Raw genomic sequence first — 22,255 nt, forward strand, 5'->3', positions numbered from 1 at the left:
AGATTTTTCCTTTTCTCGCTGCCGTTACTGGCGGAAGGGGAAGTTGAAGGCCTTGAGCAGTGCCCTGGCTTCGTCGTCCGTCTTCGCAGTCGTACAAACGATGACGTCCATGCCCCAGATCTGATCAACCTTGTCGTAGTTGATCTCCGGGAACACGATGTGTTCCTTGATGCCCATGGCGTAGTTGCCACGGCCATCGAAGCTCTTCGGATTCAGTCCGCGGAAGTCGCGGACGCGCGGCAGCGCGATGTTCACGAGGCGGTCGAGGAACTCGTACATGCGTTCCTTGCGCAGCGTGACCTTGGCGCCGATCGGCATCTTCTCGCGGACCTTGAAGCCTGCGATCGAATTGCGGGCGCGGGTGACGACGGCCTTCTGGCCGGCGATCATCGCCAGATCCTCGGCCGCGATCGAAGGCTTCTTCGAATCGCCGGTCGCTTCGCCAACGCCCATGTTCAGCACGATCTTGTCGATGCGCGGAACCTGCATCTCGTTGTCGTAGCCGAACTGCTCCTGCAAGGCCTTGCGGATGGTCTCGTTGTAGACCTGCTTGAGGCGCGGCGTGTTCTGGGCAGTCGCCTGCTTGGTTTGAGCCTTAGCCATTGATGACTTCTCCCGAGCGCTTGGCGACGCGCACCTTCTTGCCGTCCTTCTGGAAGATGAAGCCGACGCGGGTCGGCTTGCCATCCTTGGGGTCGGCCAGCGCGATGTTCGACAGCTGGATCGGCGCTTCCTTGGTGATGATCCCGCCCTCTTGGGACTGGGACTGCTTCTGGTGACGACGGATCATGTTGACGCCGCGCACCAGCGCGGTGTCGTCCTTCGGCTGAACCGACAGGACTTCGCCCGAACGGCCCTTGTCCTTGCCAGCCAGCACGACGACCTTGTCGCCTTTTCTAATCTTCTGCATTGGTCCGGCTCCTTACAGCACTTCAGGCGCGAGCGAGATGATCTTCATGTGGTTCTTGGCGCGGAGTTCGCGCGGAACCGGTCCGAAGATACGCGTGCCGATCGGCTCTTTCTTGTTGTCGACGAGAACGGCCGCGTTCTTGTCGAAACGGATCACGCTGCCGTCCGGGCGGCGGATGTCCTTGGCCGTGCGAACCACGACCGCTTTCATCACATCGCCCTTCTTCACGCGGCCGCGCGGGATGGCTTCCTTGATCGACACCACGATGATGTCGCCTACGGAAGCGTATTTCCGCTTCGAGCCGCCCAGCACCTTGATGCACATGACACGACGGGCGCCGGAATTATCCGCGACGTCGAGGTTTGTTTGCATCTGAATCATGACTGGCCGCCTTCTTCTTTTCTAACGGGACGGGTTCTTCACCCCTCCCCGGTCTGTCCAAAATTCGTTTGTTTACGCCCAGAGATCAGGCTTGGTCCGAAGACACGACGATCCAGCGCTTGTCCTTGGAAATCGGCTTCGATTCCTGGATGAACACCTGATCGCCAACCTTGTGGGCGTTGTTCTCGTCGTGCGCCTTGTACTTCTTGGTCATGCGCACGGTCTTCTTCATCACGGGATGCGTGAAGCGCCGTTCGACCTTGACGACAACCGTCTTCTCGTTCTTGTCGCTGACGACGGTGCCCTGCAGAATGCGCTTTGGCATGGTTTTCGTCCTTAAGCCTTCTTAGCCGCGGACTTTTCCGCAGCGATGGTCTTGATACGCGCAATGTCCTTGCGGACCTGCCTCACGCGCGCGGTCTTTTCGAGCTGGCCGGTCGCCTTCTGGAAGCGCAGGTTGAACTGCTCTTTCTTCAGGCTGGCCAGGTCGTCGGTCAGCTGGTCCTGGGTCTTGGTCCGGATGTCTTCGGCTTTCATGATCAGCCCGTCCTTATTCTGCGATGCGCTGTACGAAGCGCGTCCTGACCGAGAGCTTGGCCGCGCCGAGACGCAGTGCCTCACGGGCGGTTTCTTCGTTGACGCCGTCGATCTCGAACATGATCCGGCCCGGCTTGACGCGCGCCGCCCAGTAGTCGACCGCGCCCTTGCCCTTGCCCATGCGGACTTCGGTCGGCTTCGAGGTGACCGGCAGATCCGGGAAAATACGGATCCAGACACGGCCGGCGCGCTTCATCTCGCGGGTGATCGCGCGGCGGGCCGCTTCGATCTCGCGCGCGGTGACGCGGTTCGGCTCAAGCGCCTTCAGCCCGAAACCACCGAAATCCAGGTTGGTCCCGCCCTTGGCGGTACCGTGGATACGGCCCTTGAACTGCTTGCGGAACTTTGTGCGCTTTGGCTGCAGCATCGTTCTAACTCCAAATTCCTAAATGTCTCAGGCGTTTTCGCGACGACGACCGCGTTCGCGATCACCACCACCACCGCCATGCGCATGATCGCCCTCGGTCGCGCGGCGCTCCGAAGCCATCGGGTCGTGCTCGAGGATCTCGCCCTTGAACACCCACACCTTGACGCCGCAGATGCCGTACGCCGTATTCGCCTCGGCCGTGCCGTAGTCGACATCGGCGCGCAGCGTGTGCAGCGGCACGCGGCCTTCGCGGTACCATTCCATGCGCGCGATTTCGGCGCCGCCGAGACGGCCCGAGCAGTTGATGCGGATGCCTTCGGCACCGAGGCGCATCGCCGACTGCACGGCACGCTTCATGGCGCGGCGGAACGCGATGCGGCGCTCGAGCTGCTGGGCGATCGACTGGGCGACCAGGGTCGCGTCGATTTCCGGCTTGCGCACTTCCACGATGTTGAGGTGCGTCTCGGACTTGGTCATCTCCATCAGCTTCTTGCGAAGCTTCTCGATGTCGGCGCCCTTCTTGCCGATGATCAGACCCGGGCGCGCGGCATGGATGGTGACGCGGCACTTTTTGTGCGGACGCTCGATCACGACCTTCGAGATGGCAGCCTGCTTGAGCTCCTTCTCGAGGTACTTGCGGATCTTGATGTCCTCATGCAGCAGCTTGCCGTACTCGCCGGTGTTCGCGAACCAGCGCGAATCCCAGGTGCGGTTGATGCCGAGGCGAAGACCGATCGGATTGACTTTCTGGCCCATTATGCGGCCTCCCCTTTTTCTTCGACTTCACGAACGACGATCGTGAGGTGCGAGAACGGCTTCTCGATACGGCTGGCGCGACCACGGCCCCGGGCATGGAACCGCTTCATGACGATCGACTTGCCGACATAGGCTTCCGCCACGATCAGCGCATCGACGTCGAGGTCGTGGTTGTTTTCCGCGTTGGCGATCGCCGATTCCAGCGTCTTCTTGACCGTGCCGGAAATCCGCTTGGCCGAGAATTCCAGGTCGGAAAGCGCTGTCGCGACCTTCTTGCCGCGGATCAGCGCGGCAACCAGGTTCAGCTTCTGCGGGCTGATACGGATCGTGCGCAGTACGGCGCGCGCTTCGTTGTCAGCAAGCCTGCGCGGAGCTTTGGCCTTGCCCATGATTATTTCCTCTTCGCCTTCTTATCCGCGCCGTGACCGTAATAGGTCCGCGTCGGAGCGAATTCACCGAACTTGTGACCGACCATGTCCTCGTTCACCGAGACGGGAACATGCTTCTGGCCGTTGTAGACACCGAAGGTGAAGCCGACGAACTGCGGCAGGATGGTGGAGCGACGGCTCCACATCTTGATCACCTCATTGCGACCACCTTCACGAACCTTGTCCACCTTCTTGAGAAGGTAGCCGTCGATGAAGGGGCCTTTCCAAATAGAACGAGTCACTTGGCGTTACCTCTTCTTAGCTCTTGCGCTGATGGCGCGAGCGCAGGATGAACTTGTCGGTCGCCTTGTTGGACCGCGTCTTCTTGCCCTTGGTCGGCTTGCCCCACGGCGAGACCGGATGGCGGCCACCGGAGGTGCGGCCTTCACCACCGCCATGCGGGTGGTCGACCGGGTTCATGGTCACGCCGCGATTGTGCGGGCGCTTGCCACGCCAAACCGTGCGGCCGGCCTTGCCGTCGTTGATGTTGCCGTGGTCCGGGTTGGACACGGCACCGACGGTAGCCATGCAGGAGCCGTGAACGACACGCTGCTCGCCCGAGTTGAGGCGCAGGATCGCCATGCCCTGGTCGCGGCCGACGAGCTGGGCGTAACCGCCAGCCGAACGGGCGACCTGGGCGCCCTTGCCCGGCTTCAGCTCGATGTTGTGGACGATCGTGCCGACCGGCATCGAGGCCAGCGGCATCGCATTGCCCGGCTTCACGTCGACCGCTTCGCCAGCCACGATCTTGTCGCCTGCGGCAAGGCGCTGCGGAGCGATGATGTAGGACAGCTCGCCATCGTCATACTTGATCAGCGCGATGAAGGCGGTGCGGTTCGGATCGTATTCAATGCGCTCGACCGTGCCGACGACGTCGAACTTGCGGCGCTTGAAATCGATGATGCGGTACGAACGCTTGTGACCGCCGCCGATGAAGCGTGCAGTGATGCGGCCGTAATTGTTACGGCCGCCCGACTTGGTCAGGCCCTCGGTCAGACCCTTGACGGGCTTGCCCTTGTAGAGGCCCGAGCGGTCGACGATGACTAGCTGACGGGTGCTCGGCGTTATCGGGTTGAATTTTTTAAGTGCCATTGTCCTGTCCTCGCGGCCTTGCTCAGAGACCCGTCGCGACGTCGATCGACTGGCCGTCGGCCAGCGTCACTACCGCCTTCTTGACGTCGCTCTGGCGGCCGATCGTGCCGCGGAAGCGCTTGATCTTGCCCTTGCGGACAAGCGTGTTCACGGCCATCACCTTGACGCCGAACAGCGCTTCGACGGCGGCCTTGATTTCCGGCTTCGACGCCTTCTTGGCGACGTTGAAGACGACCTGGTTCTGCTCGGAAGCCATGGTCGACTTTTCGGTGATCGCCGGGCTGACGATTACGTCGTAGTGACGAAGGTCGGTCATTTAAAGCGCTCCTCGAGAGCCTCGACGGCGGCCTTCGAAAGGACCAGCGTGCCGCGGCGCAGAATGTCGTAGACGTTGATGCCCTGGATGGGCAGCACGTCGATGTTCGGGATGTTGGTCGCGGCCAGCTTGAAGTTCCGGTCGAGCTCGGCGCCACCGATCACCAGGGCGTTCGTCAGGCCCAGCGTCGCGAAATTCGCGATCAGCGCCTTGGTCTTCGCCTCGGTCAGCTTCAGCTCGTCGATGACGATGATCGACGCGCTCTTGGCCTTGGCCGAGAGAGCATGCTTGAGGCCGAGCGCGCGGACCTTCTTCGGCAGTTCGTGCTCGTGGCTGCGAACGACCGGGCCGTGAGCCTTGCCGCCGCCGCGGAACTGCGGAGCGCGTGCCGAATGGTGACGGGCGCGGCCCGTACCCTTCTGCTTGTACATCTTGGCGCCGGTGCGCGCGATCTCGGCGCGGCCCTTGGCCTTGTGCGTGCCCTGCTGCTTCTTGGCGAGTTGCCAGCGCACGACGCGCTGCAAAATGTCCTCGCGCGGATCAAGGCCGAAAATCTCCTCGGAGAGTTTCACCTTGCCGGCGTCCTTGCCGCCCAGCGTTGTGATCTTGAGATCCATTATTCCGCTCCCTCTGTGGCCGGAGCCTCATTCTTCGTGCCCATACCGGCAGCAACTGGGCGGATCGCGGCGGGCTTCGGCGCATTGGCCGGAAGCGCCACCTTGGCGGCGTCGCGAACCAGGATCCAGGCACCCTTCGACCCGGGAACCGCGCCGCGGATCAGGATCAGGCCGCGGTCGGCATCGGTCGAGACGATCTCGACGTTCTGCGTGGTGACGCGCGTGTCGCCCATGTGGCCGGCCATCTTCTTGCCCTTGAACACCTTGCCGGGGTCCTGGCGCTGGCCGGTCGAGCCGTGCGTCCGGTGCGAGACCGAGTTACCGTGGGTCGCGCGGCCACCACCCATATGGTGGCGCTTGATGACGCCCTGAAAACCCTTGCCGATCGTCGTGCCGGTGACGTCGACCTTCTGGCCGGCGACGAAATGCTCGACGGTGATCTCGGCGCCGACATCGATCATGTTGTCGGCAGAGACGCGGAACTCGGCAAGCTTGGCCTTCGGCTCGACGGAAGCGGTCGCGAAATGGCCGCGCATGGCCTTCGACGTGTTCTTCACCTTGGCAAGGCCAACGCCGAGCTGAACGGCGGTGTAGCCATTCTTCTCCTGCGTGCGCTGCGCCACGACCTGGCAGTTCTCCATCTGGAGAACGGTGACGGGAACATGTTCCCCGGCATCGTTGTAGATGCGGGTCATTCCCACCTTCTTTGCAATCACACCTGAACGCATCGGTTCAATTCCTTTAGAGTTCCGGGCCAGGGGCACCGCCCCTTACCGCGCTCTCATTCCCTTAGAGCTTGATCTCGACGTCGACACCGGCGGCCAGATCGAGCTTCATCAAAGCATCGACGGTCTGCGGGGTCGGATCGACGATATCGAGCAGACGCTTGTGCGTGCGCATCTCGAACTGCTCGCGGCTCTTCTTGTCGACGTGAGGCGACCGGTTGACCGTGAACTTTTCGATCCGCGTCGGCAGCGGAATGGGGCCGCGGACGTTGGCACCGGTGCGCTTGGCCGTCGACACGATTTCGCGCGTCGAGGCGTCGAGCACCCGGTGATCAAACGCCTTCAGGCGGATGCGGATATTCTGTCCGTTCATGCGTCACTTCCTTGTTCTGGCGCGGCGCGGGCCCCCGCGCCCGCGACAGATCGGTTTAAGTCCAAATTACTCTTTGATGGTGACGACGATGCCGGCACCGACGGTGCGGCCGCCTTCACGGATGGCGAAGCGCAGCTTCTCTTCCATGGCGATCGGCACGATCAGCTCGACGTCGACCGTGATGTTGTCGCCAGGCATCACCATCTCGGTGCCGGCCGGCAGCGACACGATGCCGGTCACGTCGGTGGTGCGGAAGTAGAACTGCGGACGGTAGTTGGTGAAGAACGGCGTGTGACGGCCACCCTCGTCCTTGGTCAGGATGTAGGCTTCGGCCACGAACTTCTTGTGCGGCTTCACCGAACCGGGCTTGGCCAGAACCTGGCCGCGCTCGACACCTTCACGGTCGACACCGCGCAGCAGCGCGCCGATGTTGTCGCCGGCCTGGCCCTGGTCGAGCAGCTTGCGGAACATCTCGACGCCCGTGCAGGTCGTCTTGGTGGTCGGACGAATGCCGATGATCTCCAGCTCCTCGCCGACCTTGACCACGCCGCGCTCGACGCGACCGGTCACGACCGTGCCGCGGCCCGAGATCGAGAACACGTCCTCGATCGGCATCAGGAACGGCTTGTCCAGCGGACGAACAGGCGTCGGGATGTAGGCGTCGACCTGAGCCATCAGCTCGCGGATCGCGTCCTCGCCGATCTTCTTGTCCGAATCTTCAAGAGCCGCCAGCGCCGAACCCTTGACGATCGGAATGTCGTCGCCGGGGAACTCGTTCTTGGTCAGCAATTCGCGAACCTCGAGCTCGACCAGCTCAAGCAGCTCGGCATCGTCGACCTGGTCGACCTTGTTCAAAAACACCACGATCGACGGCACGCCGACCTGGCGAGCCAAAAGGATGTGCTCGCGGGTCTGCGGCATCGGGCCGTCGGCGGCCGACACAACCAGGATCGCGCCGTCCATCTGCGCGGCACCCGTGATCATGTTCTTCACATAGTCGGCGTGGCCGGGGCAGTCGACATGGGCGTAGTGGCGGTTCTCCGTCTCGTACTCAACGTGAGCCGTCGAAATCGTGATGCCGCGCGCCTTCTCTTCCGGCGCCGCGTCAATCTGGTCATAGCGCTTGTATTCGCCAAAATACTTGGTGATCGCTGCCGTCAAAGACGTCTTGCCATGATCAACGTGGCCAATCGTGCCGATGTTCACATGCGGCTTGGTGCGCTCGAATTTACCTTTTGCCATGTGATGTCTCCATTCCTGCTCGCCCGTACGGGCTCTTAATTAAGTTGCCGCAGCACCCTGCCGGGTTACGCGTATTTCTTCTGGACTTCCTGGGCGACCGCGGTCGGGACCGGCTCGTAATGGTCGAACTGCATCGTGTATGCCGCACGGCCCTGGCTCATCGAGCGCAGATTGTCGACGTACTTGAACATGTTGGCGAGCGGCACCATCGCGTTGATGACGACTGCCACGCCGCGGGCTTCCTGGCCCTGGATCTGGCCACGACGGCCGTTGAGGTCGCCGATGACACCGCCGACATAATCTTCCGGCGTCACGACCTCGACCTTCATGATCGGCTCGAGCAGCTGCACGCCGAGCTTCGGCGAAGCTTCCATAAAGCAAGCGCGGGAAGCGATTTCGAATGCGAGCACCGAAGAGTCGACGTCGTGGAAAGCGCCGTCGATCAAGGTAGCCTTGACGCCGATCATCGGGAACCCGGCAAACGGGCCGGAACCCATCTTGCTCAGCAGGCCCTTCTCGACACCCGGGATGTATTCCTTCGGCACAGCGCCGCCGACGATCTTGGACTCGAACACGAAATCCTCGCCCTCGGGGTTCGGCTCGAAGACGATCTTCACGCGAGCGAACTGCCCGGTACCACCGGTCTGCTTCTTGTGCGTGTAGTCCTGCTCGTGCCTGCGGGTGATCGTCTCGCGATAAGCCACCTGCGGTGCACCGACATTGGCCTCGACCTTGAACTCGCGGCGCATGCGGTCGACGATGATGTCGAGGTGCAGCTCGCCCATGCCGGAAATGATGGTCTGGCCGCTTTCCTCGTCGGTCTTGACGCGGAAGGACGGATCCTCGGCAGCCAGGCGATGCAGAGCGAGGCCCATCTTTTCCTGGTCGTTCTTGGTCTTCGGCTCGATGGCGATCTGGATGACCGGATCGGGGAATTCCATACGCTCGAGGATGACCGGATGAAGCGGATCGCACAGCGTGTCGCCGGTGGTCGTGTCCTTGAGACCTGCGAGAGCGACGATGTCGCCGGCATAGGCCTCTTCAACGTCGGCACGGGAATTCGCATGCATCTGCAGCATGCGGCCGATGCGTTCTTTCTTGCCCTTCACGGTGTTGTCGACCGAGATGCCCTTGGTGAGCTTGCCCGAATAGATGCGGGCAAAGGTCAGCGAACCGACGAACGGGTCGTTCATGATCTTGAACGCCAGCATCGACAGCGGCTCGTCGTCGACGGCGTGACGCTCGATCTCGGCGTCGGTCTTGGCATCGACACCCTTGATCGCGGGCACATCGGCCGGCGACGGCAGGTATTCCACGACGGCGTCGAGCAGAGGCTGCACGCCCTTGTTCTTGAATGCCGAGCCGCAGAACATCGGGAAGAACTTGACCGCGATGGTGCCCTTGCGGATCAGCGCGCGGATCTCGTCATTCGACGGCATCTTGCCTTCGAGGTAGTTCTCAAGAGCCGTCTCGTCCATCTCGACGGCGGCCTCGATCATCTTCTCGCGGTATTCCTCGGCGCGGGCCTTGAGGTCGGCCGGGATCTCGACGACGTCCCAGGCAGCGCCCAGCGTCTCGTCGCGCCAGACCAGCGCGTTCATCTCGACCAGGTCGACGACGCCCTTGAATTCGGTCTCGGCGCCGATCGGCAGCTGCATGACGACAGCCTGCGCACCGAGGCGCGAGCCGATCATCTCGACCGAGCGGTAGAAGTCGGCGCCGGTCTTGTCCATCTTGTTGCAGAAGATCATGCGCGGCACGCGGTACTTGTCGGCCTGGCGCCAGACGGTTTCCGTCTGCGGCTCCACACCGGCATTGGCGTCGAGCAGCGCGATGGCGCCGTCAAGCACGCGCAGCGAACGCTCGACCTCGATGGTGAAGTCGACGTGTCCGGGCGTGTCGATGATGTTGAAGCGGTGCATCTTGCCGTCACGACCCTTCCAGAAGGTCGTGGTCGCGGCCGACGTAATCGTGATGCCGCGCTCCTGCTCCTGCTCCATCCAGTCCATGGTCGCGGCGCCGTCGTGCACTTCGCCGATCTTGTGCGACTTGCCCGTGTAATAGAGGACGCGCTCGGTGGTCGTCGTCTTGCCGGCGTCGATATGCGCCATGATACCGAAATTGCGGTAGTCTTCGATTTTATATTCGCGGGCCATCGTAACTGCCTCTCAGTCTCTTTCGCGCTTTACCAGCGGTAGTGCGCGAAGGCGCGGTTGGCTTCAGCCATCTTGTGGGTGTCTTCACGCTTCTTCACGGCGGTGCCGCGGTTGTTGGCCGCGTCCATCAGCTCGCCGGAGAGGCGGTCGACCATGGTGGTCTCGTTGCGGTTGCGGGCCGCGGCGATCAGCCAGCGGATGGCCAGCGCCTGACGGCGCTCGGGGCGCACGTCGACCGGAACCTGGTAGGTGGCGCCGCCGACGCGACGCGAACGCACTTCCACATGCGGCGCGACATTGTCGAGCGCCTGATGGAAGACGGTGACCGGCTCCTGCTTGGTCTTCGACTGGACCTGGTCGAGCGCGCCGTAGACGATGGTCTCGGCAACCGACTTCTTGCCGTCATACATGACGGCGTTCATGAACTTGGTGACGATCAGATCGCCGAACTTGGGGTCCGGATTGATCTCACGCTTTTCTGCACTGTGACGACGGGACATGGCTTTTGTCTCTCAATCTCTCATAGCCCGGCGCAGTCAAAAAAGCGCCGAAGCCGGAAAACCTTACTTCGGACGCTTGGCACCGTATTTCGAACGGCGCTGCTTGCGGTTCTTCACACCCTGCGTGTCGAGCACGCCGCGGATGATGTGGTAACGGACACCCGGAAGGTCCTTGACGCGGCCGCCGCGGATCATCACCACGGAGTGCTCCTGAAGGTTGTGACCTTCGCCGGGGATGTAACCGATCACCTCGAAACCATTGGTCAGGCGGATCTTGGCCACCTTGCGCAGCGCCGAGTTCGGCTTCTTCGGCGTCGTTGTGTAGACGCGCGTGCAGACGCCCCGCTTCTGCGGGTTCTGCTGCATGGCCGGGACCTTGTTGCGCTTCACCGGCGCAATGCGCGGCTTGCGGATCAGCTGGTTGACGGTAGGCATTAAACCCTCTTGTCTCTCAATTCCGTGTCTCGTGCCGGTCAAGGCTCGCTCAAAGCGTCATTTCCATACGCAAATTCGGGCCACAAACCGCGCCTTGCGGTCTTGCCCGAACAAATCGCAGAGGAAGCGGATACCGCTTCGTGCACGCCGGAAATGTCTTTTCGCTCGTAAAACGAACCCTGTTTGAGGCAAACTCCAAAGCGTGTCGCTTCGGAAGGGAGAGCCTCACATCGGTTCTGACTGGGCGGCTTCTACTCGCAAGCCCGCGTACCGTCAACCCCGGAGCGGCAAATATTGCATTGAAGCCGGGGCTTGGCAGCCATGCGTAAACCGCATGTAATTTTCTTTCGTCATTTTGCAGGGGCGAGGAAGAAAGTGACCGGGTTTTGGCTGTTGCGCGGCGCGGCTTCATGCGAAAAAGCCGCATGAACAGTCAAAGCCCCTCGCCGCGAAGGAATCGGCCCGTGAACGACAACGAGGAACGCCCGGTCACCATCATCACCGGCCGGGTGTGGAAGAGAAAAGGCGGCAAGCCGGAAGGCGTGCACGTCATGCTGGTTGCGCCCGATGACGATTCGGCGGTGCGCCGTGCGCTCGAATCGCTGGCGGCGGAGGGTTACGCCGAAGCCGAGCTCGACCAGATCGGCGACATGGAGGGCGAGCCCGACGAGGAGCCGCATCTTTCGGCCTTCCAGGGGGCGCTCGAAGGCGAAGTGTCGATCGTGACCTTCGATGTGCCGATCTGAAAGCGTGCCGGCCCTCGCCGTTCGAATCGGCGCTGGAGCCTTCCAACGAGTGAAAGGCCGGCGCTGCAGCTCCGGCAAAGACGGAGTTGACCTTTCGGCTTCGGCTTGCCCGGGGCAAGTGTTCTGATAAGAAGCGCTCACCATTATCCAACAGACGGAGCGGCCGTGTCCCAGCCCATCAAGATAGGCATTGTCGGCGTCGGCAAGATCGTCCGCGACCAGCACCTTCCGGCGCTCGCCAAGGACCGGGACTACCGGCTGATCGCCGCTGCCAGCCGGCATGGCAAGGTTGAAGACATCCATAATTTTCCCGATATCGAGACGATGCTTGGCGCCGTTCCCGAACTCGACGCCGTCTCACTCTGCATGCCGCCGCAATTCCGCTACGCTGCGGCGCGCACCGCGCTCGAGGCGAAGAAGCACGTGTTCCTGGAAAAGCCGCCCGGCGCCACGGTCAGCGAGGTCGAGGACCTGAAGGCGCTGGCGGCGAAACAGGCCGTGTCGCTGTTCGCCAGTTGGCATTCGCGCTATGCCCCGGCGGTGGAAGCGGCACGGACATTCTTGGCCTCGACGAAGATCAGATCAGCGGCGATCGTCTGGAAGGAAGACGTGCGCCGCTGGCACCCGAACCAGGACTGGATCTGGCAGCCTGGCGGCTTCGGCGTCTTCGATCCAGGCATCAACGCGCTGTCGATCGCGACCTACATCCTGCCCGCCATGTACATCACCTCGGCCGCGCTCGACTTCCCGGAGAACCGCGACGCGCCGATCGCCGCCCAGGTCGCCTTCCGCGCGGCGAACGGGTCGGCGGTGACGATGGATCTGGATTGGCTCCAGACCGGGCCGCAGAGCTGGGACATTCTCGCCGATACCGATGCCGGCAAGATGGTGCTCTCGGGCGGTGGCTCGAAACTCTCCATCGACGGCCGCGTCGTCCATGAAGAACCGGAATCGGAATATCCTGAACTCTACAGGCGTTTCGCCGAAATCGTGCGCGCCGGCACTTCCGATGTCGATCTCGCGCCCCTCCAGCATGTCGCCGACGCCTTCATGCTCGGCAAGCGCAATGTGGTCGAGGCGTTCTTCGACTGAATAGCGACTGTCGCCCGGATCGCGGATCCGGTCCGCCTATCGCAACAACTCAATCGACAATCGCTATGGCGAACCCGTCATAGCCCTTGGCGCCGACAGTCTGGATCGCGGTGCCGTCCAGGCGCTTGTCGCCGCCGATGAAGGAGAACGCCGCGCGTGCACCTTCGACGTTGGCGTCGCGACCATCCTCGTCGAGCACCGTGCCGTCGCGAATGACGTTGTCGCAGACGATGACCGTTCCCGAGCGCGACAGCCGCATGGCCCAGGAGAGATAGTTGGGGTTGTTAGGCTTGTCGGCGTCGATGAAAACGAGGTCGAACGGCCCGGCGTCTTCGGCCCCCAGCGCAGCGAGCGACTGCAGCGCCGGCCCGACCCGCAGATCGACCTGTTCGGAAACCCCTGCCCGCTCGAAATTCGAACGCGCGACCTTGGCGTGGTGCGGATCGAGTTCGAGCGTCACGATTTTTCCGCCGGCCGGCAATCCCCGCGCCATCCAGATGGTGGAATAACCGCCCAGCGTACCAATCTCGAGCACCTTTTTCGCGCCGCGAATGCGCACCAGCAGCGAGAGCAGCTTTCCTTGCGTCGCCGAGACGTCGATCGCCGGCAAGCCACCGTCGCGGTTGGCCGCCAGGACCGCGTCGAGAACGGGATCCGCCTCGAAGAGCGAGGAAACGATGTAGTTATCGACAGCCGTCCAGGTTTTCATGCTCATCTGCCTTCCTCGATTGTTCGTTGAAACGAAAAAGCCGCCGGGTTGCCCCGGCGGCCTTGTTGCCTGAGATTTCGTGCCGTCGCGCTTATTGCGCGGCGGTTGTCATGTCGGCCAGCATCGGCTCGGCGACTTCGACACCGGAGGCCTTGCGGCGCTCGTCGATGATCAGTTCGTCGCGCGAGGTGGCGATGCGGCGGATCTGGCTCATCGTGCCGCCGGTACCGGCCGGGATCAGCCGGCCGACGATGACGTTTTCCTTCAAGCCCTGCAGCATGTCGGTCTTGCCGGCAACCGCGGCTTCCGTCAGCACTCTGGTCGTCTCCTGGAAGGAGGCGGCCGAGATGAAGGACGGCGTCTGCAGCGAGGCCTTGGTGATGCCGAGCAGCACCGGCTGACCTTCGGCCGGCTTCTTGCCGTCCTCGATCAGGCGCTCGTTGACCTCTTCCAGTTCGATCACGTCGACGTGGTCGCCCGGAATATAGGTCGAGTCGCCCTGCGTGGTGATCTCGACCTTCTGCAGCATCTGGCGAACGATCACCTCGATGTGCTTGTCGTTGATCGACACGCCCTGCAGACGGTAGACCTCCTGGATCTCGTTGACGAGGTAGGACGCAAGCGCCTCCACGCCCTTGATCGCCAGGATGTCGTGCGGCGCCGGATTGCCGTCGAGGATGTAGTCGCCCTTCTCGATGACGTCGCCGTCCTGGAGATGGAACGGCTTGCCCTTCGGGATCAGGTATTCGACAGGCTCAAGCGTCGAGTCATGCGGCTCGATGATGATGCGGCGCTTGTTCTTGTAGTCGCGGCCGAAGCGGATCGTACCATCGATCTCTGCGATGATGGCGTGATCCTTCGGACGACGGGCCTCGAACAGCTCGGCAACACGCGGCAGACCGCCGGTGATGTCCTTGGTCTTGGCGCTTTCCATCGGGATACGCGCCAGGACGTCGCCGGGACGAACCTGAGCACCCGGCTCGACCGAGAGAATGGCCTCGACCGAGAGCAGGAAGCGGGCATCGCCGCCCTTCGACAGCTTGCCGACCTTGCCCTTGGCGTCCTGAACGACGATCGCCGGCTTCAGGTCGTTGCCGCGCGGCGTCGAACGCCAGTCGATGACCTCGCGCTTGGTGATGCCGGTCGACTCGTCCGCCGTTTCCTGGACGGAAATGCCGTCGACCAGATCCTCGAACGCCACCTTGCCCTCGATTTCGGTGAGGATGGGGCGGGTGTAAGGATCCCATTCGGCGATGCGCTGGCCGCGCTTCACCTTGTCGCCATCGTCCACGAAGATGCGCGAACCATAGGTGACGCGGTGCGTGGCGCGCTCCTTGCCGGCCTCGTCGAGGATCAGCACCGCCATGTTGCGGCCCATGACCATCTGCTGGCCGTCCGAGTTGCGCACCACGTTGCGGTTGCGGATCTCGACCTTGCCCTCATAGGAGGCTTCAAGGAACGAGCTATCCACCACCTGCGCCGTACCGCCCATGTGAAAGGTACGCATGGTGAGCTGGGTGCCCGGCTCGCCGATCGACTGCGCCGCGATGACGCCGACGGCCTCGCCCTGGTTGACCGGGGTGCCCCGGGCCAGATCGCGTCCGTAGCAGACTGCGCAGACGCCGACCCTGACTTCGCAAGTCAGCGCCGAGCGGATGCGGACCGACTGCACGCCGGCCTTCTCGATCTGCTCCACGTCGCGCTCGTCCATCAGCGTTCCGGCCTTGACCAACAATTCGCCGGTCACCGGATGGTTGATGTCGTCGAGCGCGGTGCGACCCAGCACGCGCTGGCCGACCGAAGCGACGACCTGACCGGCATCGACGATCGGCTGCATGGTGAGGCCCTTGTCGGTGCCGCAGTCCACGGAGTTGACGATGCAGTCCTGCGCCACGTCGACCAGACGACGGGTGAGATAGCCCGAGTTCGCCGTCTTCAGGGCGGTGTCCGCCAGACCCTTGCGGGCGCCGTGGGTCGAGTTGAAGTACTCGAGCACGGTCAGGCCTTCCTTGAAGTTCGAGATGATCGGCGTCTCGATGATTTCACCCGACGGCTTGGCCATCAGGCCGCGCATGCCGGCGAGCTGGCGCATCTGGGTGGGCGAGCCGCGCGCACCGGAGTGCGACATCATGTAGATCGAGTTCATCGGCTTCTGACGACCATTGTCCTCGAACTCGACCGCCTTGATGCGGGCCATCATTTCGTCGGCGACCTTTTCCGAGCACTTGGCCCAGGCGTCGACGACCTTGTTGTACTTCTCGCCCTGCGTGATCAGGCCGTCATTGTACTGCTGCTCGTATTCCTTGGCCAAGGCCTCGGTGTCCGACACCAGCTTGATCTTGGTATCCGGGATCAGCATGTCGTCCTTGCCGAACGAAATGCCGGCGCGGCAGGCATGGGCGAAACCGAGCGCCATGATGCGATCGCAGAAAATGACCGTCTCCTTCTGACCGCAATGGCGGTAGACGGTGTCGATCATCTTGGAGATGTTCTTCTTGGTCATCTCCTGGTTGGCGGTCTCGTAAGGCACGTTGACGTTCTTCGGCAGAAGCTCGCCGATGATCATGCGGCCAGGCGTGGTGTCGTAGATCTTCGACACGACCTTGCCCTCGGCGTCGACCGAACGGAAGCGGCCCTTGATCTTGGCGTGCAGGGTCACCGCCTTGGTCTCGAGCGCGTGCTGGAGTTCGCCCATGTCGGCAAACACCATGCCCTCGCCCGGCTCGTTCTGGTTGACGATCGAGAGGTAGTAGAGACCCAGAACCATGTCCTGCGACGGCACGATGATCGGCGCGCCGGAAGCCGGGTGCAGGATGTTGTTGGTCGACATCATCAGCACGCGGGCTTCCAACTGCGCTTCCAGCGACAGCGGCACGTGGACCGCCATCTGGTCGCCGTCGAAGTCGGCGTTGAAGGCCGTGCAGACCAGCGGATGCAGCTGGATCGCCTTGCCTTCGATCAGGATCGGCTCGAACGCCTGGATGCCGAGGCGGTGCAGCGTCGGCGCGCGGTTCAAGAGCACCGGATGCTCGCGGATGACCTCGTCGAGGATATCCCAGACTTCCGGACGCTCCTTCTCGACCAGCTTCTTCGCCTGCTTGACGGTCGAGGAGTAACCCTTCGCGTCGAGGCGGGCGTAGATGAAGGGCTTGAACAGTTCGAGCGCCATCTTCTTGGGCAGGCCGCACTGGTGCAGCTTGAGCTCCGGACCGGTGACGATGACCGAACGGCCGGAATAGTCGACGCGCTTGCCGAGCAGGTTCTGGCGGAACCGGCCCTGCTTGCCCTTGAGCATATCCGACAGCGACTTCAGCGGACGCTTGTTGGCGCCGGTGATGACGCGGCCACGGCGGCCGTTGTCGAACAGCGCGTCGACGGCTTCCTGCAGCATGCGCTTTTCATTGCGCACGATGATGCCGGGGGCACGCAACTCGATCAGCCGCTTCAGACGGTTGTTGCGGTTGATGACGCGTCGATAGAGATCGTTGAGGTCCGACGTCGCGAAACGTCCGCCGTCCAGCGGGACGAGCGGGCGCAGGTCCGGCGGAATCACCGGAACCACCTTCATGATCATCCATTCCGGACGGTTGCCGGACTCCATGAAGTTCTCGACGACCTTGAGCCGCTTCAGATACTTCTTCTGCTTCAGCTCGGACGTGGTCGAAGCCAGCTCCGAACGCAGGTCGCCGGCGATCTTCTCCAGGTCCATGCCGGCCAGAAGGTCATGAATGGCCTCGGCGCCGATCATGGCGGTGAAGCTATCCTCGCCATATTCGTCGACGGCGATCATGTACTCTTCCTCGCTGAGCAGCTGGTGCTCCTTCAGCGCGGTGAGGCCGGGTTCGGTGACGATGTAGTTCTCGAAGTAGAGGACGCGCTCGATGTCCTTCAGGGTCATGTCGAGCAGCGTGCCGATGCGCGAGGGCAGCGACTTCAGGAACCAGATATGGGCGACGGGTGCCGCCAGCTCGATATGGCCCATGCGCTCGCGGCGAACGCGCGACAGCGTGACTTCGACACCGCACTTTTCGCAGATGACGCCCTTGTACTTCATGCGCTTGTACTTGCCGCACAGGCACTCGTAGTCCTTGATCGGGCCAAAAATGCGCGCGCAGAACAGACCGTCACGCTCCGGCTTGAAGGTGCGGTAGTTGATGGTCTCCGGCTTCTTGATCTCGCCGAACGACCAGGACAGAATCTTCTCAGGGCTGGCGAGCGATATCCGGATGGAATCGAACACCTGCGCCGGCGCCTGGGGATTGAAGAGATTCATGACCTCTTGGTTCATGCCGTTCTCCTTTCGGGGTCCTCGAAACCCCCTTGCATCTGATGCGGGGCAAATGCCCGCTGAGTGGTCGGCCCACCGGCCGAAGAATTTGGTGCACCCGGTCGCGGGAGAGGCTCCCGCGACCGGGTGTCTTGTTTATTCCGCTGCGTCGGGCAGCCGAACCGGGGCTTCGTCGAGCTTGGTGTTCTCCAATTCGACGTTGAGGCCGAGCGACCGCATCTCCTTGACGAGAACGTTGAAGCTCTCGGGAATGCCGGCCTCGAAGGTGTCGTCACCGCGGACGATCGCCTCGTAGACCTTGGTGCGGCCAGCGACGTCGTCCGACTTCACCGTCAGCATTTCCTGCAGCGTATAGGCGGCGCCGTAGGCTTCCAGCGCCCAGACCTCCATTTCGCCGAAGCGCTGGCCGCCGAACTGCGCCTTGCCGCCCAGCGGCTGCTGGGTGACGAGCGAGTACGGACCTATCGAACGCGCGTGGATCTTGTCATCCACGAGGTGGTGAAGCTTGAGCATGTAGATGTAGCCCATCGTCACCTTGCGATCGAACGGCTCGCCGGTGCGTCCGTCATAGAGCTGCGACTGACCGCTGGTGTGCAGGCCCGCCTGCTCCAGCATGACGTTGATGTCGGCCTCGTGCGCGCCGTCGAACACCGGGGTTGCGATCGAGACGCCGCGGCGCATCTGCTCGCTCAGGCGAACGATGCTCTCGTCGTCATACTCGCGGACCGGCTCGTTGCGGTCGTTGGCGGGCATGAAGCTCTCCAGCGTCTTGCGCAGCGGCTTGATGTCGCCGGCAGACTTGTAGGCGTCGATCATCTCGCCGATCTTCCTGCCCATTCCGGCGCAAGCCCAGCCCAGATGCGTTTCCAGGATCTGGCCGACATTCATGCGGCTCGGCACACCCAGCGGGTTGAGCACGATATCGGCATGCGTGCCGTCCTCGAGGAAAGGCATGTCCTCGACCGGAACGATGCGCGACACGACACCCTTGTTGCCGTGACGGCCGGCCATCTTGTCACCCGGCTGCATCTTGCGCTTCACCGCCACGAAGACCTTGACCATCTTCATGACGCCCGGAGGCATTTCGTCGCCGCGCTGCACCTTCTCGACCTTGTCCATGAAGCGCTGTTCGAGTGCCTTCTTGGAATCGTCGTACTGGCCGCGCAGGGCTTCCAGTTCGCTCTGGAGCTTTTCGTTCTCCACGGCGAACTGCCACCACTGCGAACGCGGATACTCGTCGAGCGTGTCCTTCGACAGCGTCGAGCCCTTCTTGAAGCCCTTCGGTCCGGCGATCGCTTCCTTGCCGACGAGCACGTCGGAAAGGCGCGCGTAGACGTTGCGATCCAGGATCGCCTGCTCGTCGTCACGGTCCTTGGCGAGGCGTTCGATCTCCTCGCGCTCGATCGCCATGGCGCGCTCGTCCTTCTCCACACCGTGGCGATTGAACACGCGCACCTCGACGACGGTGCCGAAGGTGCCCGGAGGCATGCGCATCGAGGTGTCGCGCACATCGGATGCCTTTTCGCCGAAGATGGCGCGCAGAAGCTTTTCTTCCGGCGTCATCGGGCTTTCGCCCTTCGGCGTGATCTTGCCGACCAGGATATCGCCCGGCTGAACTTCGGCACCGATATAGACGATGCCGGCTTCATCGAGGTTCTTCAGCGCTTCTTCCGAGACGTTCGGAATGTCGCGCGTGATTTCCTCCGGTCCGAGCTTGGTGTCGCGCGCCATGACCTCGAACTCCTCGATGTGGATCGAGGTGAAGACGTCGTCGGCGACGATGCGCTCGGACAGGAGGATCGAGTCCTCGTAGTTGTAGCCGTTCCACGGCATGAACGCGACCAGCACGTTGCGGCCGAGAGCCAGATCGCCGAGCTCGGTCGAAGGACCGTCCGCGATGATGTCGCCCTTGTTGACCCGGTCGCCCATGCGCACCAGCGGACGCTGGTTGATGCAGGTGTTCTGGTTCGAACGCTGGAACTTCATCAGCCGGTAGATGTCGACGCCGGACTTGCCCGGATCGAGGTCTTCCGTGGCGCGGATGACGATACGCGTCGCGTCCACCTGGTCGACGATGCCGCCGCGGCGGGCGCCGATGGCGGCGCCCGAATCACGGGCGACAATCGGCTCCATGCCGGTGCCGACGAACGGCGCTTCGGCGCGCACCAGCGGCACGGCCTGGCGCTGCATGTTCGAGCCCATCAGCGCGCGGTTGGCGTCGTCGTTCTCAAGGAACGGGATCAGGGCCGCGGCCACCGACACCATCTGCTTGGGCGAAACGTCCATCAGGTCGACGTTTTCGCGCGGCGCCATCATCACTTCGCCGGCACTGCGGCAAATGACGAATTCGTCGACAAAGCGACCATCCTTGTCGAGCTCGGCATTGGCCTGCGCGACATGGTGCTTGGCCTCTTCCATCGCCGACAGATAGACGACGTCATTGGTCAGCTTGCCGTCGACGATCTTGCGGTACGGGCTCTCGATGAAGCCGTACTTGTTGACGCGCGCGAAGGTGGCGAGCGAGTTGATCAGGCCGATATTCGGGCCTTCCGGCGTCTCGATCGGGCAGATGCGGCCGTAATGCGTCGGGTGCACGTCGCGCACCTCGAAGCCGGCGCGCTCGCGGGTCAGACCACCCGGTCCAAGCGCGGAGAGACGGCGCTTGTGGGTGATCTCCGACAGCGGATTGGTCTGGTCCATGAACTGCGACAGCTGCGAGGAACCGAAGAACTCGCGCACGGCGGCAGCCGCCGGCTTGGCGTTGATCAGGTCCTGCGGCATGACCGTGTCGATCTCGATCGAGGACATACGCTCCTTGATCGCGCGCTCCATGCGCAGCAGGCCGACGCGGTACTGGTTTTCCATCAGCTCGCCGACCGAACGCACGCGGCGGTTGCCGAGATTGTCGATGTCGTCGATCTCGCCCTTGCCGTCACGCAGTTCGACCAGCGTCTTGACCACGGCCAGGATGTCGTCCTTGCGCAATACACGCACGGTGTCCTCGGCCTTGAGTTCGAGGCGCATGTTCATCTTGACGCGGCCAACGGCGGACAGGTCGTAGCGCTCGCTGTCGAAGAACAGCGAGTTGAACATGGCTTCAGCGGTTTCGAGCGTCGGCGGCTCGCCGGGGCGCATGACACGATAGATGTCGAACAGCGCGTCCTGGCGGCTCTCGTTCTTGTCGACGGCGAGCGTGTTGCGGATGTAGGCGCCGACATTGACGTGATCGATGTCGAGTATCTGGATCTCGTCCTCGCCGGTGCCAAGCAGCACCTTCAGCGTCTTGTCATCGATCTCGTCGCCGGCCTCGAGGAAGATCTCGCCGGTGGCGTAATTGACGATGTCCTCGGCGAGATAGTTGCCGAGCAGGTCCTCGTCGGTCGCCTTGATCGCCTTCAGGCCCTTTTCGCCGAGCTGGCGGGCCTGGCGGGCGGTGATCTTCTTGCCGGCCTCGACAACGACCTCACCCGTGTCGGCGTCGACCAGGTCGCCGACGGCCTTCAGGCCGCGGAAACGATCGACGTTGAACGGAATGCGCCAGTGATCGCCGGCGCGCTTGTAGGTGATCTTGTTGTAGAAGGTCGACAGGATCTCTTCGCCGTCCATTCCGAGCGCCATCAGCAGCGACGTCACCGGAATCTTGCGGCGACGGTCGATGCGGGCGTGCACGACGTCCTTGGAATCGAACTCGATGTCGAGCCACGAACCGCGATAGGGGATGACGCGCGCGGCAAACAGGAGCTTGCCCGACGAGTGCGACTTGCCCTTGTCATGGTCGAAGAAGACGCCCGGCGAGCGGTGCATCTGCGAGACGATGACGCGCTCGGTGCCGTTGACGATGAAGGTGCCGTTCGAGGTCATGAGCGGCATGTCGCCCATGTAGACGTCCTGCTCCTTGATGTCCTTGATCGACTTCGCGCCGGTATCCTCGTCGATATCGAACACGATCAGGCGCAGCGTCACCTTCAGCGGTGCGGCATAGGTGAGGTCGCGCTGACGGCATTCGTCAACGTCGAATTTCGGTCCTTCGAACTCGTACTTCACGAACTCCAGCATCGAGGAGCCGGAAAAATCGGAGATCGGGAAGACCGACTTGAAAACAGCCTGCAGTCCCTCGTCCGGACGTCCGCCCTTGGGCTCGTCCACCATCAGGAACTGGTCATAGGACGCCTTCTGAACCTCGATGAGGTTCGGCATCTCCGCAACTTCCGGGATCTTTCCGAAGAACTTGCGTACGCGTCTGCGGCCATTGAAAGTCTGGGTCTGGGCCATCGTCGCTCCTTAGCTCTAAACTCGGGGCGAGCCTCGCCGCGGCTCGCCTTGCATCCGAACCGCCTGGGCAGCGGCTCTCTGTCTGTTCTCCGGCCCCATTACCAAACTACTTGGCGGCGGCCGGCTAAAACGGGAGAAAACCCGTTTCCTGAGAGCCGGTTTTCGGCCCTCAGGAAAGAGGTTTTCGTGCATCTCGCGCTACGCAGCCTCCCCAGGTCACCCGAGGGAGTGGCGGACGGCGCGAGGCCGTCCG

23 protein-coding genes are annotated in these 22,255 nt (G+C 62.7%); 2 read left to right on the forward strand and 21 right to left on the reverse strand.

All coding sequences use genetic code 11. The annotated features are described in order from the left end of the window. Positions 1 to 24: 24 nt before the first annotated feature. From rplE to rpsL, 18 genes are all read right to left on the reverse strand, one after another. Positions 25 to 603, reverse strand: coding sequence for a 50S ribosomal protein L5 (gene rplE, locus LB547_RS04125; RefSeq protein WP_023717521.1), 579 nt, complete (start codon positions 601 to 603; stop codon positions 25 to 27). Then, positions 596 to 910, reverse strand: a complete 315-nt coding sequence (gene rplX / locus LB547_RS04130) for a 50S ribosomal protein L24 (RefSeq protein ID WP_006205456.1) — start codon at positions 908 to 910, stop codon at positions 596 to 598. Before rplX ends, rplE begins: the two co-directional genes overlap by 8 nt. Positions 911 to 922: 12 nt before the next feature. Next, positions 923 to 1,291 carry a 50S ribosomal protein L14 gene (gene rplN / locus LB547_RS04135; RefSeq protein WP_006205457.1) on the reverse strand — a complete coding sequence of 123 codons (369 nt, stop codon included), beginning with the start codon at positions 1,289 to 1,291 and terminating at the stop codon, positions 923 to 925. Between the two features lie 85 nt (positions 1,292 to 1,376). Then, the gene (gene rpsQ, locus LB547_RS04140; RefSeq protein ID WP_010909280.1) at positions 1,377 to 1,616 is read right to left on the reverse strand and encodes a 30S ribosomal protein S17; all 240 of its coding nucleotides are present in this window, start codon (positions 1,614 to 1,616) and stop codon (positions 1,377 to 1,379) included. Between the two features lie 11 nt (positions 1,617 to 1,627). Then, positions 1,628 to 1,828, reverse strand: coding sequence for a 50S ribosomal protein L29 (gene rpmC, locus LB547_RS04145; RefSeq protein WP_006205459.1), 201 nt, complete (start codon positions 1,826 to 1,828; stop codon positions 1,628 to 1,630). A gap of 13 nt (positions 1,829 to 1,841) precedes the next feature. After that, on the reverse strand, positions 1,842 to 2,255 hold the full coding sequence (gene rplP / locus LB547_RS04150) for a 50S ribosomal protein L16 (protein ID WP_027026963.1): 414 nt from the start codon (positions 2,253 to 2,255) through the stop codon (positions 1,842 to 1,844). Between the two features lie 27 nt (positions 2,256 to 2,282). After that, positions 2,283 to 3,011: a 30S ribosomal protein S3 gene (rpsC, locus tag LB547_RS04155; protein WP_140501263.1), complete on the reverse strand. Its 729-nt coding sequence runs from the start codon at positions 3,009 to 3,011 to the stop codon at positions 2,283 to 2,285. After that, entirely contained in the window at positions 3,011 to 3,400 is a 390-nt protein-coding gene (rplV, locus tag LB547_RS04160; RefSeq protein WP_006205462.1) for a 50S ribosomal protein L22, read from the reverse strand. The genes rpsC and rplV overlap by 1 nt, the downstream gene beginning before the upstream one ends. A 2-nt stretch (positions 3,401 to 3,402) precedes the next feature. After that, entirely contained in the window at positions 3,403 to 3,681 is a 279-nt protein-coding gene (gene rpsS, locus LB547_RS04165) for a 30S ribosomal protein S19 (RefSeq protein ID WP_006205463.1), read from the reverse strand. A 16-nt stretch (positions 3,682 to 3,697) separates the two neighbouring features. Further along, the gene (gene rplB / locus LB547_RS04170) at positions 3,698 to 4,531 is read right to left on the reverse strand and encodes a 50S ribosomal protein L2 (protein ID WP_140501261.1); all 834 of its coding nucleotides are present in this window, start codon (positions 4,529 to 4,531) and stop codon (positions 3,698 to 3,700) included. Between the two features lie 22 nt (positions 4,532 to 4,553). Beyond that, complete coding sequence (locus LB547_RS04175) at positions 4,554 to 4,847, reverse strand: 50S ribosomal protein L23 (protein WP_006205465.1); 294 nt, start codon at positions 4,845 to 4,847, stop codon at positions 4,554 to 4,556. Then, on the reverse strand, positions 4,844 to 5,464 hold the full coding sequence (rplD, locus tag LB547_RS04180; RefSeq protein ID WP_140501259.1) for a 50S ribosomal protein L4: 621 nt from the start codon (positions 5,462 to 5,464) through the stop codon (positions 4,844 to 4,846). The genes LB547_RS04175 and rplD overlap by 4 nt, the downstream gene beginning before the upstream one ends. Beyond that, a complete protein-coding gene (gene rplC, locus LB547_RS04185; RefSeq protein ID WP_140501257.1) occupies positions 5,464 to 6,192 on the reverse strand; it encodes a 50S ribosomal protein L3 in 729 nt (242 codons plus the stop codon). The genes rplD and rplC overlap by 1 nt, the downstream gene beginning before the upstream one ends. A 61-nt stretch (positions 6,193 to 6,253) precedes the next feature. Then, positions 6,254 to 6,562, reverse strand: a complete 309-nt coding sequence (rpsJ, locus tag LB547_RS04190; protein WP_006205468.1) for a 30S ribosomal protein S10 — start codon at positions 6,560 to 6,562, stop codon at positions 6,254 to 6,256. Between the two features lie 66 nt (positions 6,563 to 6,628). After that, positions 6,629 to 7,804 (reverse strand): elongation factor Tu, encoded by a 1,176-nt coding sequence (gene tuf, locus LB547_RS04195; RefSeq protein WP_140515452.1) that lies wholly within the window; start codon positions 7,802 to 7,804, stop codon positions 6,629 to 6,631. Positions 7,805 to 7,869: 65 nt separating this feature from the next. Then, positions 7,870 to 9,960: an elongation factor G gene (gene fusA, locus LB547_RS04200; RefSeq protein WP_140764431.1), complete on the reverse strand. Its 2,091-nt coding sequence runs from the start codon at positions 9,958 to 9,960 to the stop codon at positions 7,870 to 7,872. A 29-nt stretch (positions 9,961 to 9,989) separates the two neighbouring features. After that, positions 9,990 to 10,460, reverse strand: a complete 471-nt coding sequence (gene rpsG, locus LB547_RS04205; RefSeq protein WP_008875664.1) for a 30S ribosomal protein S7 — start codon at positions 10,458 to 10,460, stop codon at positions 9,990 to 9,992. A gap of 63 nt (positions 10,461 to 10,523) precedes the next feature. Next, on the reverse strand, positions 10,524 to 10,895 hold the full coding sequence (gene rpsL / locus LB547_RS04210; protein WP_006333356.1) for a 30S ribosomal protein S12: 372 nt from the start codon (positions 10,893 to 10,895) through the stop codon (positions 10,524 to 10,526). A gap of 464 nt (positions 10,896 to 11,359) precedes the next feature. Between rpsL and LB547_RS04215 the strand changes: the two genes are divergently transcribed. Continuing rightward, positions 11,360 to 11,641, forward strand: coding sequence for a transcriptional regulator (locus LB547_RS04215; RefSeq protein WP_140501636.1), 282 nt, complete (start codon positions 11,360 to 11,362; stop codon positions 11,639 to 11,641). Between the two features lie 165 nt (positions 11,642 to 11,806). Continuing rightward, a complete protein-coding gene (locus tag LB547_RS04220; protein ID WP_140764434.1) occupies positions 11,807 to 12,733 on the forward strand; it encodes a Gfo/Idh/MocA family protein in 927 nt (308 codons plus the stop codon). A 49-nt stretch (positions 12,734 to 12,782) separates the two neighbouring features. Here LB547_RS04220 and LB547_RS04225 read toward each other — a convergent pair whose 3' ends face one another. The 3 genes from LB547_RS04225 to rpoB form a co-directional block, all read right to left on the reverse strand. Beyond that, positions 12,783 to 13,448, reverse strand: a complete 666-nt coding sequence (locus LB547_RS04225) for an O-methyltransferase (RefSeq protein ID WP_140671687.1) — start codon at positions 13,446 to 13,448, stop codon at positions 12,783 to 12,785. Positions 13,449 to 13,533: 85 nt separating this feature from the next. Beyond that, on the reverse strand, positions 13,534 to 17,730 hold the full coding sequence (gene rpoC / locus LB547_RS04230) for a DNA-directed RNA polymerase subunit beta' (RefSeq protein WP_140501630.1): 4,197 nt from the start codon (positions 17,728 to 17,730) through the stop codon (positions 13,534 to 13,536). A gap of 135 nt (positions 17,731 to 17,865) precedes the next feature. Further along, entirely contained in the window at positions 17,866 to 22,002 is a 4,137-nt protein-coding gene (rpoB, locus tag LB547_RS04235; protein WP_140501628.1) for a DNA-directed RNA polymerase subunit beta, read from the reverse strand. Positions 22,003 to 22,255: the final 253 nt, after the last annotated feature.

Origin of the sequence: Mesorhizobium sp. B264B1B (genome assembly GCF_020165765.1) — a bacterium.
Lineage (GTDB): Bacteria > Pseudomonadota > Alphaproteobacteria > Rhizobiales > Rhizobiaceae > Mesorhizobium.

What these genes read in the sequence shown, in the direction of transcription:
- rplX (WP_006205456.1), bottom strand. Translation starts at nt 910, where the DNA reads ATGCAGAAGATTAGAAAAGGCGACAAGGTCGTCGTGCTGGCTGGCAAG.
- rplE (WP_023717521.1), bottom strand. Translation starts at nt 603, where the DNA reads ATGGCTAAGGCTCAAACCAAGCAGGCGACTGCCCAGAACACGCCGCGC.
- rpoB (WP_140501628.1), bottom strand. Translation starts at nt 22,002, where the DNA reads ATGGCCCAGACCCAGACTTTCAATGGCCGCAGACGCGTACGCAAGTTC.
- fusA (WP_140764431.1), bottom strand. Translation starts at nt 9,960, where the DNA reads ATGGCCCGCGAATATAAAATCGAAGACTACCGCAATTTCGGTATCATG.
- LB547_RS04175 (WP_006205465.1), bottom strand. Translation starts at nt 4,847, where the DNA reads ATGACCGACCTTCGTCACTACGACGTAATCGTCAGCCCGGCGATCACC.
- tuf (WP_140515452.1), bottom strand. Translation starts at nt 7,804, where the DNA reads ATGGCAAAAGGTAAATTCGAGCGCACCAAGCCGCATGTGAACATCGGC.
- rplV (WP_006205462.1), bottom strand. Translation starts at nt 3,400, where the DNA reads ATGGGCAAGGCCAAAGCTCCGCGCAGGCTTGCTGACAACGAAGCGCGC.
- LB547_RS04225 (WP_140671687.1), bottom strand. Translation starts at nt 13,448, where the DNA reads ATGAGCATGAAAACCTGGACGGCTGTCGATAACTACATCGTTTCCTCG.
- rpsJ (WP_006205468.1), bottom strand. Translation starts at nt 6,562, where the DNA reads ATGAACGGACAGAATATCCGCATCCGCCTGAAGGCGTTTGATCACCGG.
- rpsL (WP_006333356.1), bottom strand. Translation starts at nt 10,895, where the DNA reads ATGCCTACCGTCAACCAGCTGATCCGCAAGCCGCGCATTGCGCCGGTG.
- rplC (WP_140501257.1), bottom strand. Translation starts at nt 6,192, where the DNA reads ATGCGTTCAGGTGTGATTGCAAAGAAGGTGGGAATGACCCGCATCTAC.
- rplB (WP_140501261.1), bottom strand. Translation starts at nt 4,531, where the DNA reads ATGGCACTTAAAAAATTCAACCCGATAACGCCGAGCACCCGTCAGCTA.
- rpsQ (WP_010909280.1), bottom strand. Translation starts at nt 1,616, where the DNA reads ATGCCAAAGCGCATTCTGCAGGGCACCGTCGTCAGCGACAAGAACGAG.
- rpoC (WP_140501630.1), bottom strand. Translation starts at nt 17,730, where the DNA reads ATGAACCAAGAGGTCATGAATCTCTTCAATCCCCAGGCGCCGGCGCAG.
- rpsC (WP_140501263.1), bottom strand. Translation starts at nt 3,011, where the DNA reads ATGGGCCAGAAAGTCAATCCGATCGGTCTTCGCCTCGGCATCAACCGC.
- rplN (WP_006205457.1), bottom strand. Translation starts at nt 1,291, where the DNA reads ATGATTCAGATGCAAACAAACCTCGACGTCGCGGATAATTCCGGCGCC.
- rplD (WP_140501259.1), bottom strand. Translation starts at nt 5,464, where the DNA reads ATGGATCTCAAGATCACAACGCTGGGCGGCAAGGACGCCGGCAAGGTG.
- rpmC (WP_006205459.1), bottom strand. Translation starts at nt 1,828, where the DNA reads ATGAAAGCCGAAGACATCCGGACCAAGACCCAGGACCAGCTGACCGAC.
- rplP (WP_027026963.1), bottom strand. Translation starts at nt 2,255, where the DNA reads ATGCTGCAGCCAAAGCGCACAAAGTTCCGCAAGCAGTTCAAGGGCCGT.
- rpsG (WP_008875664.1), bottom strand. Translation starts at nt 10,460, where the DNA reads ATGTCCCGTCGTCACAGTGCAGAAAAGCGTGAGATCAATCCGGACCCC.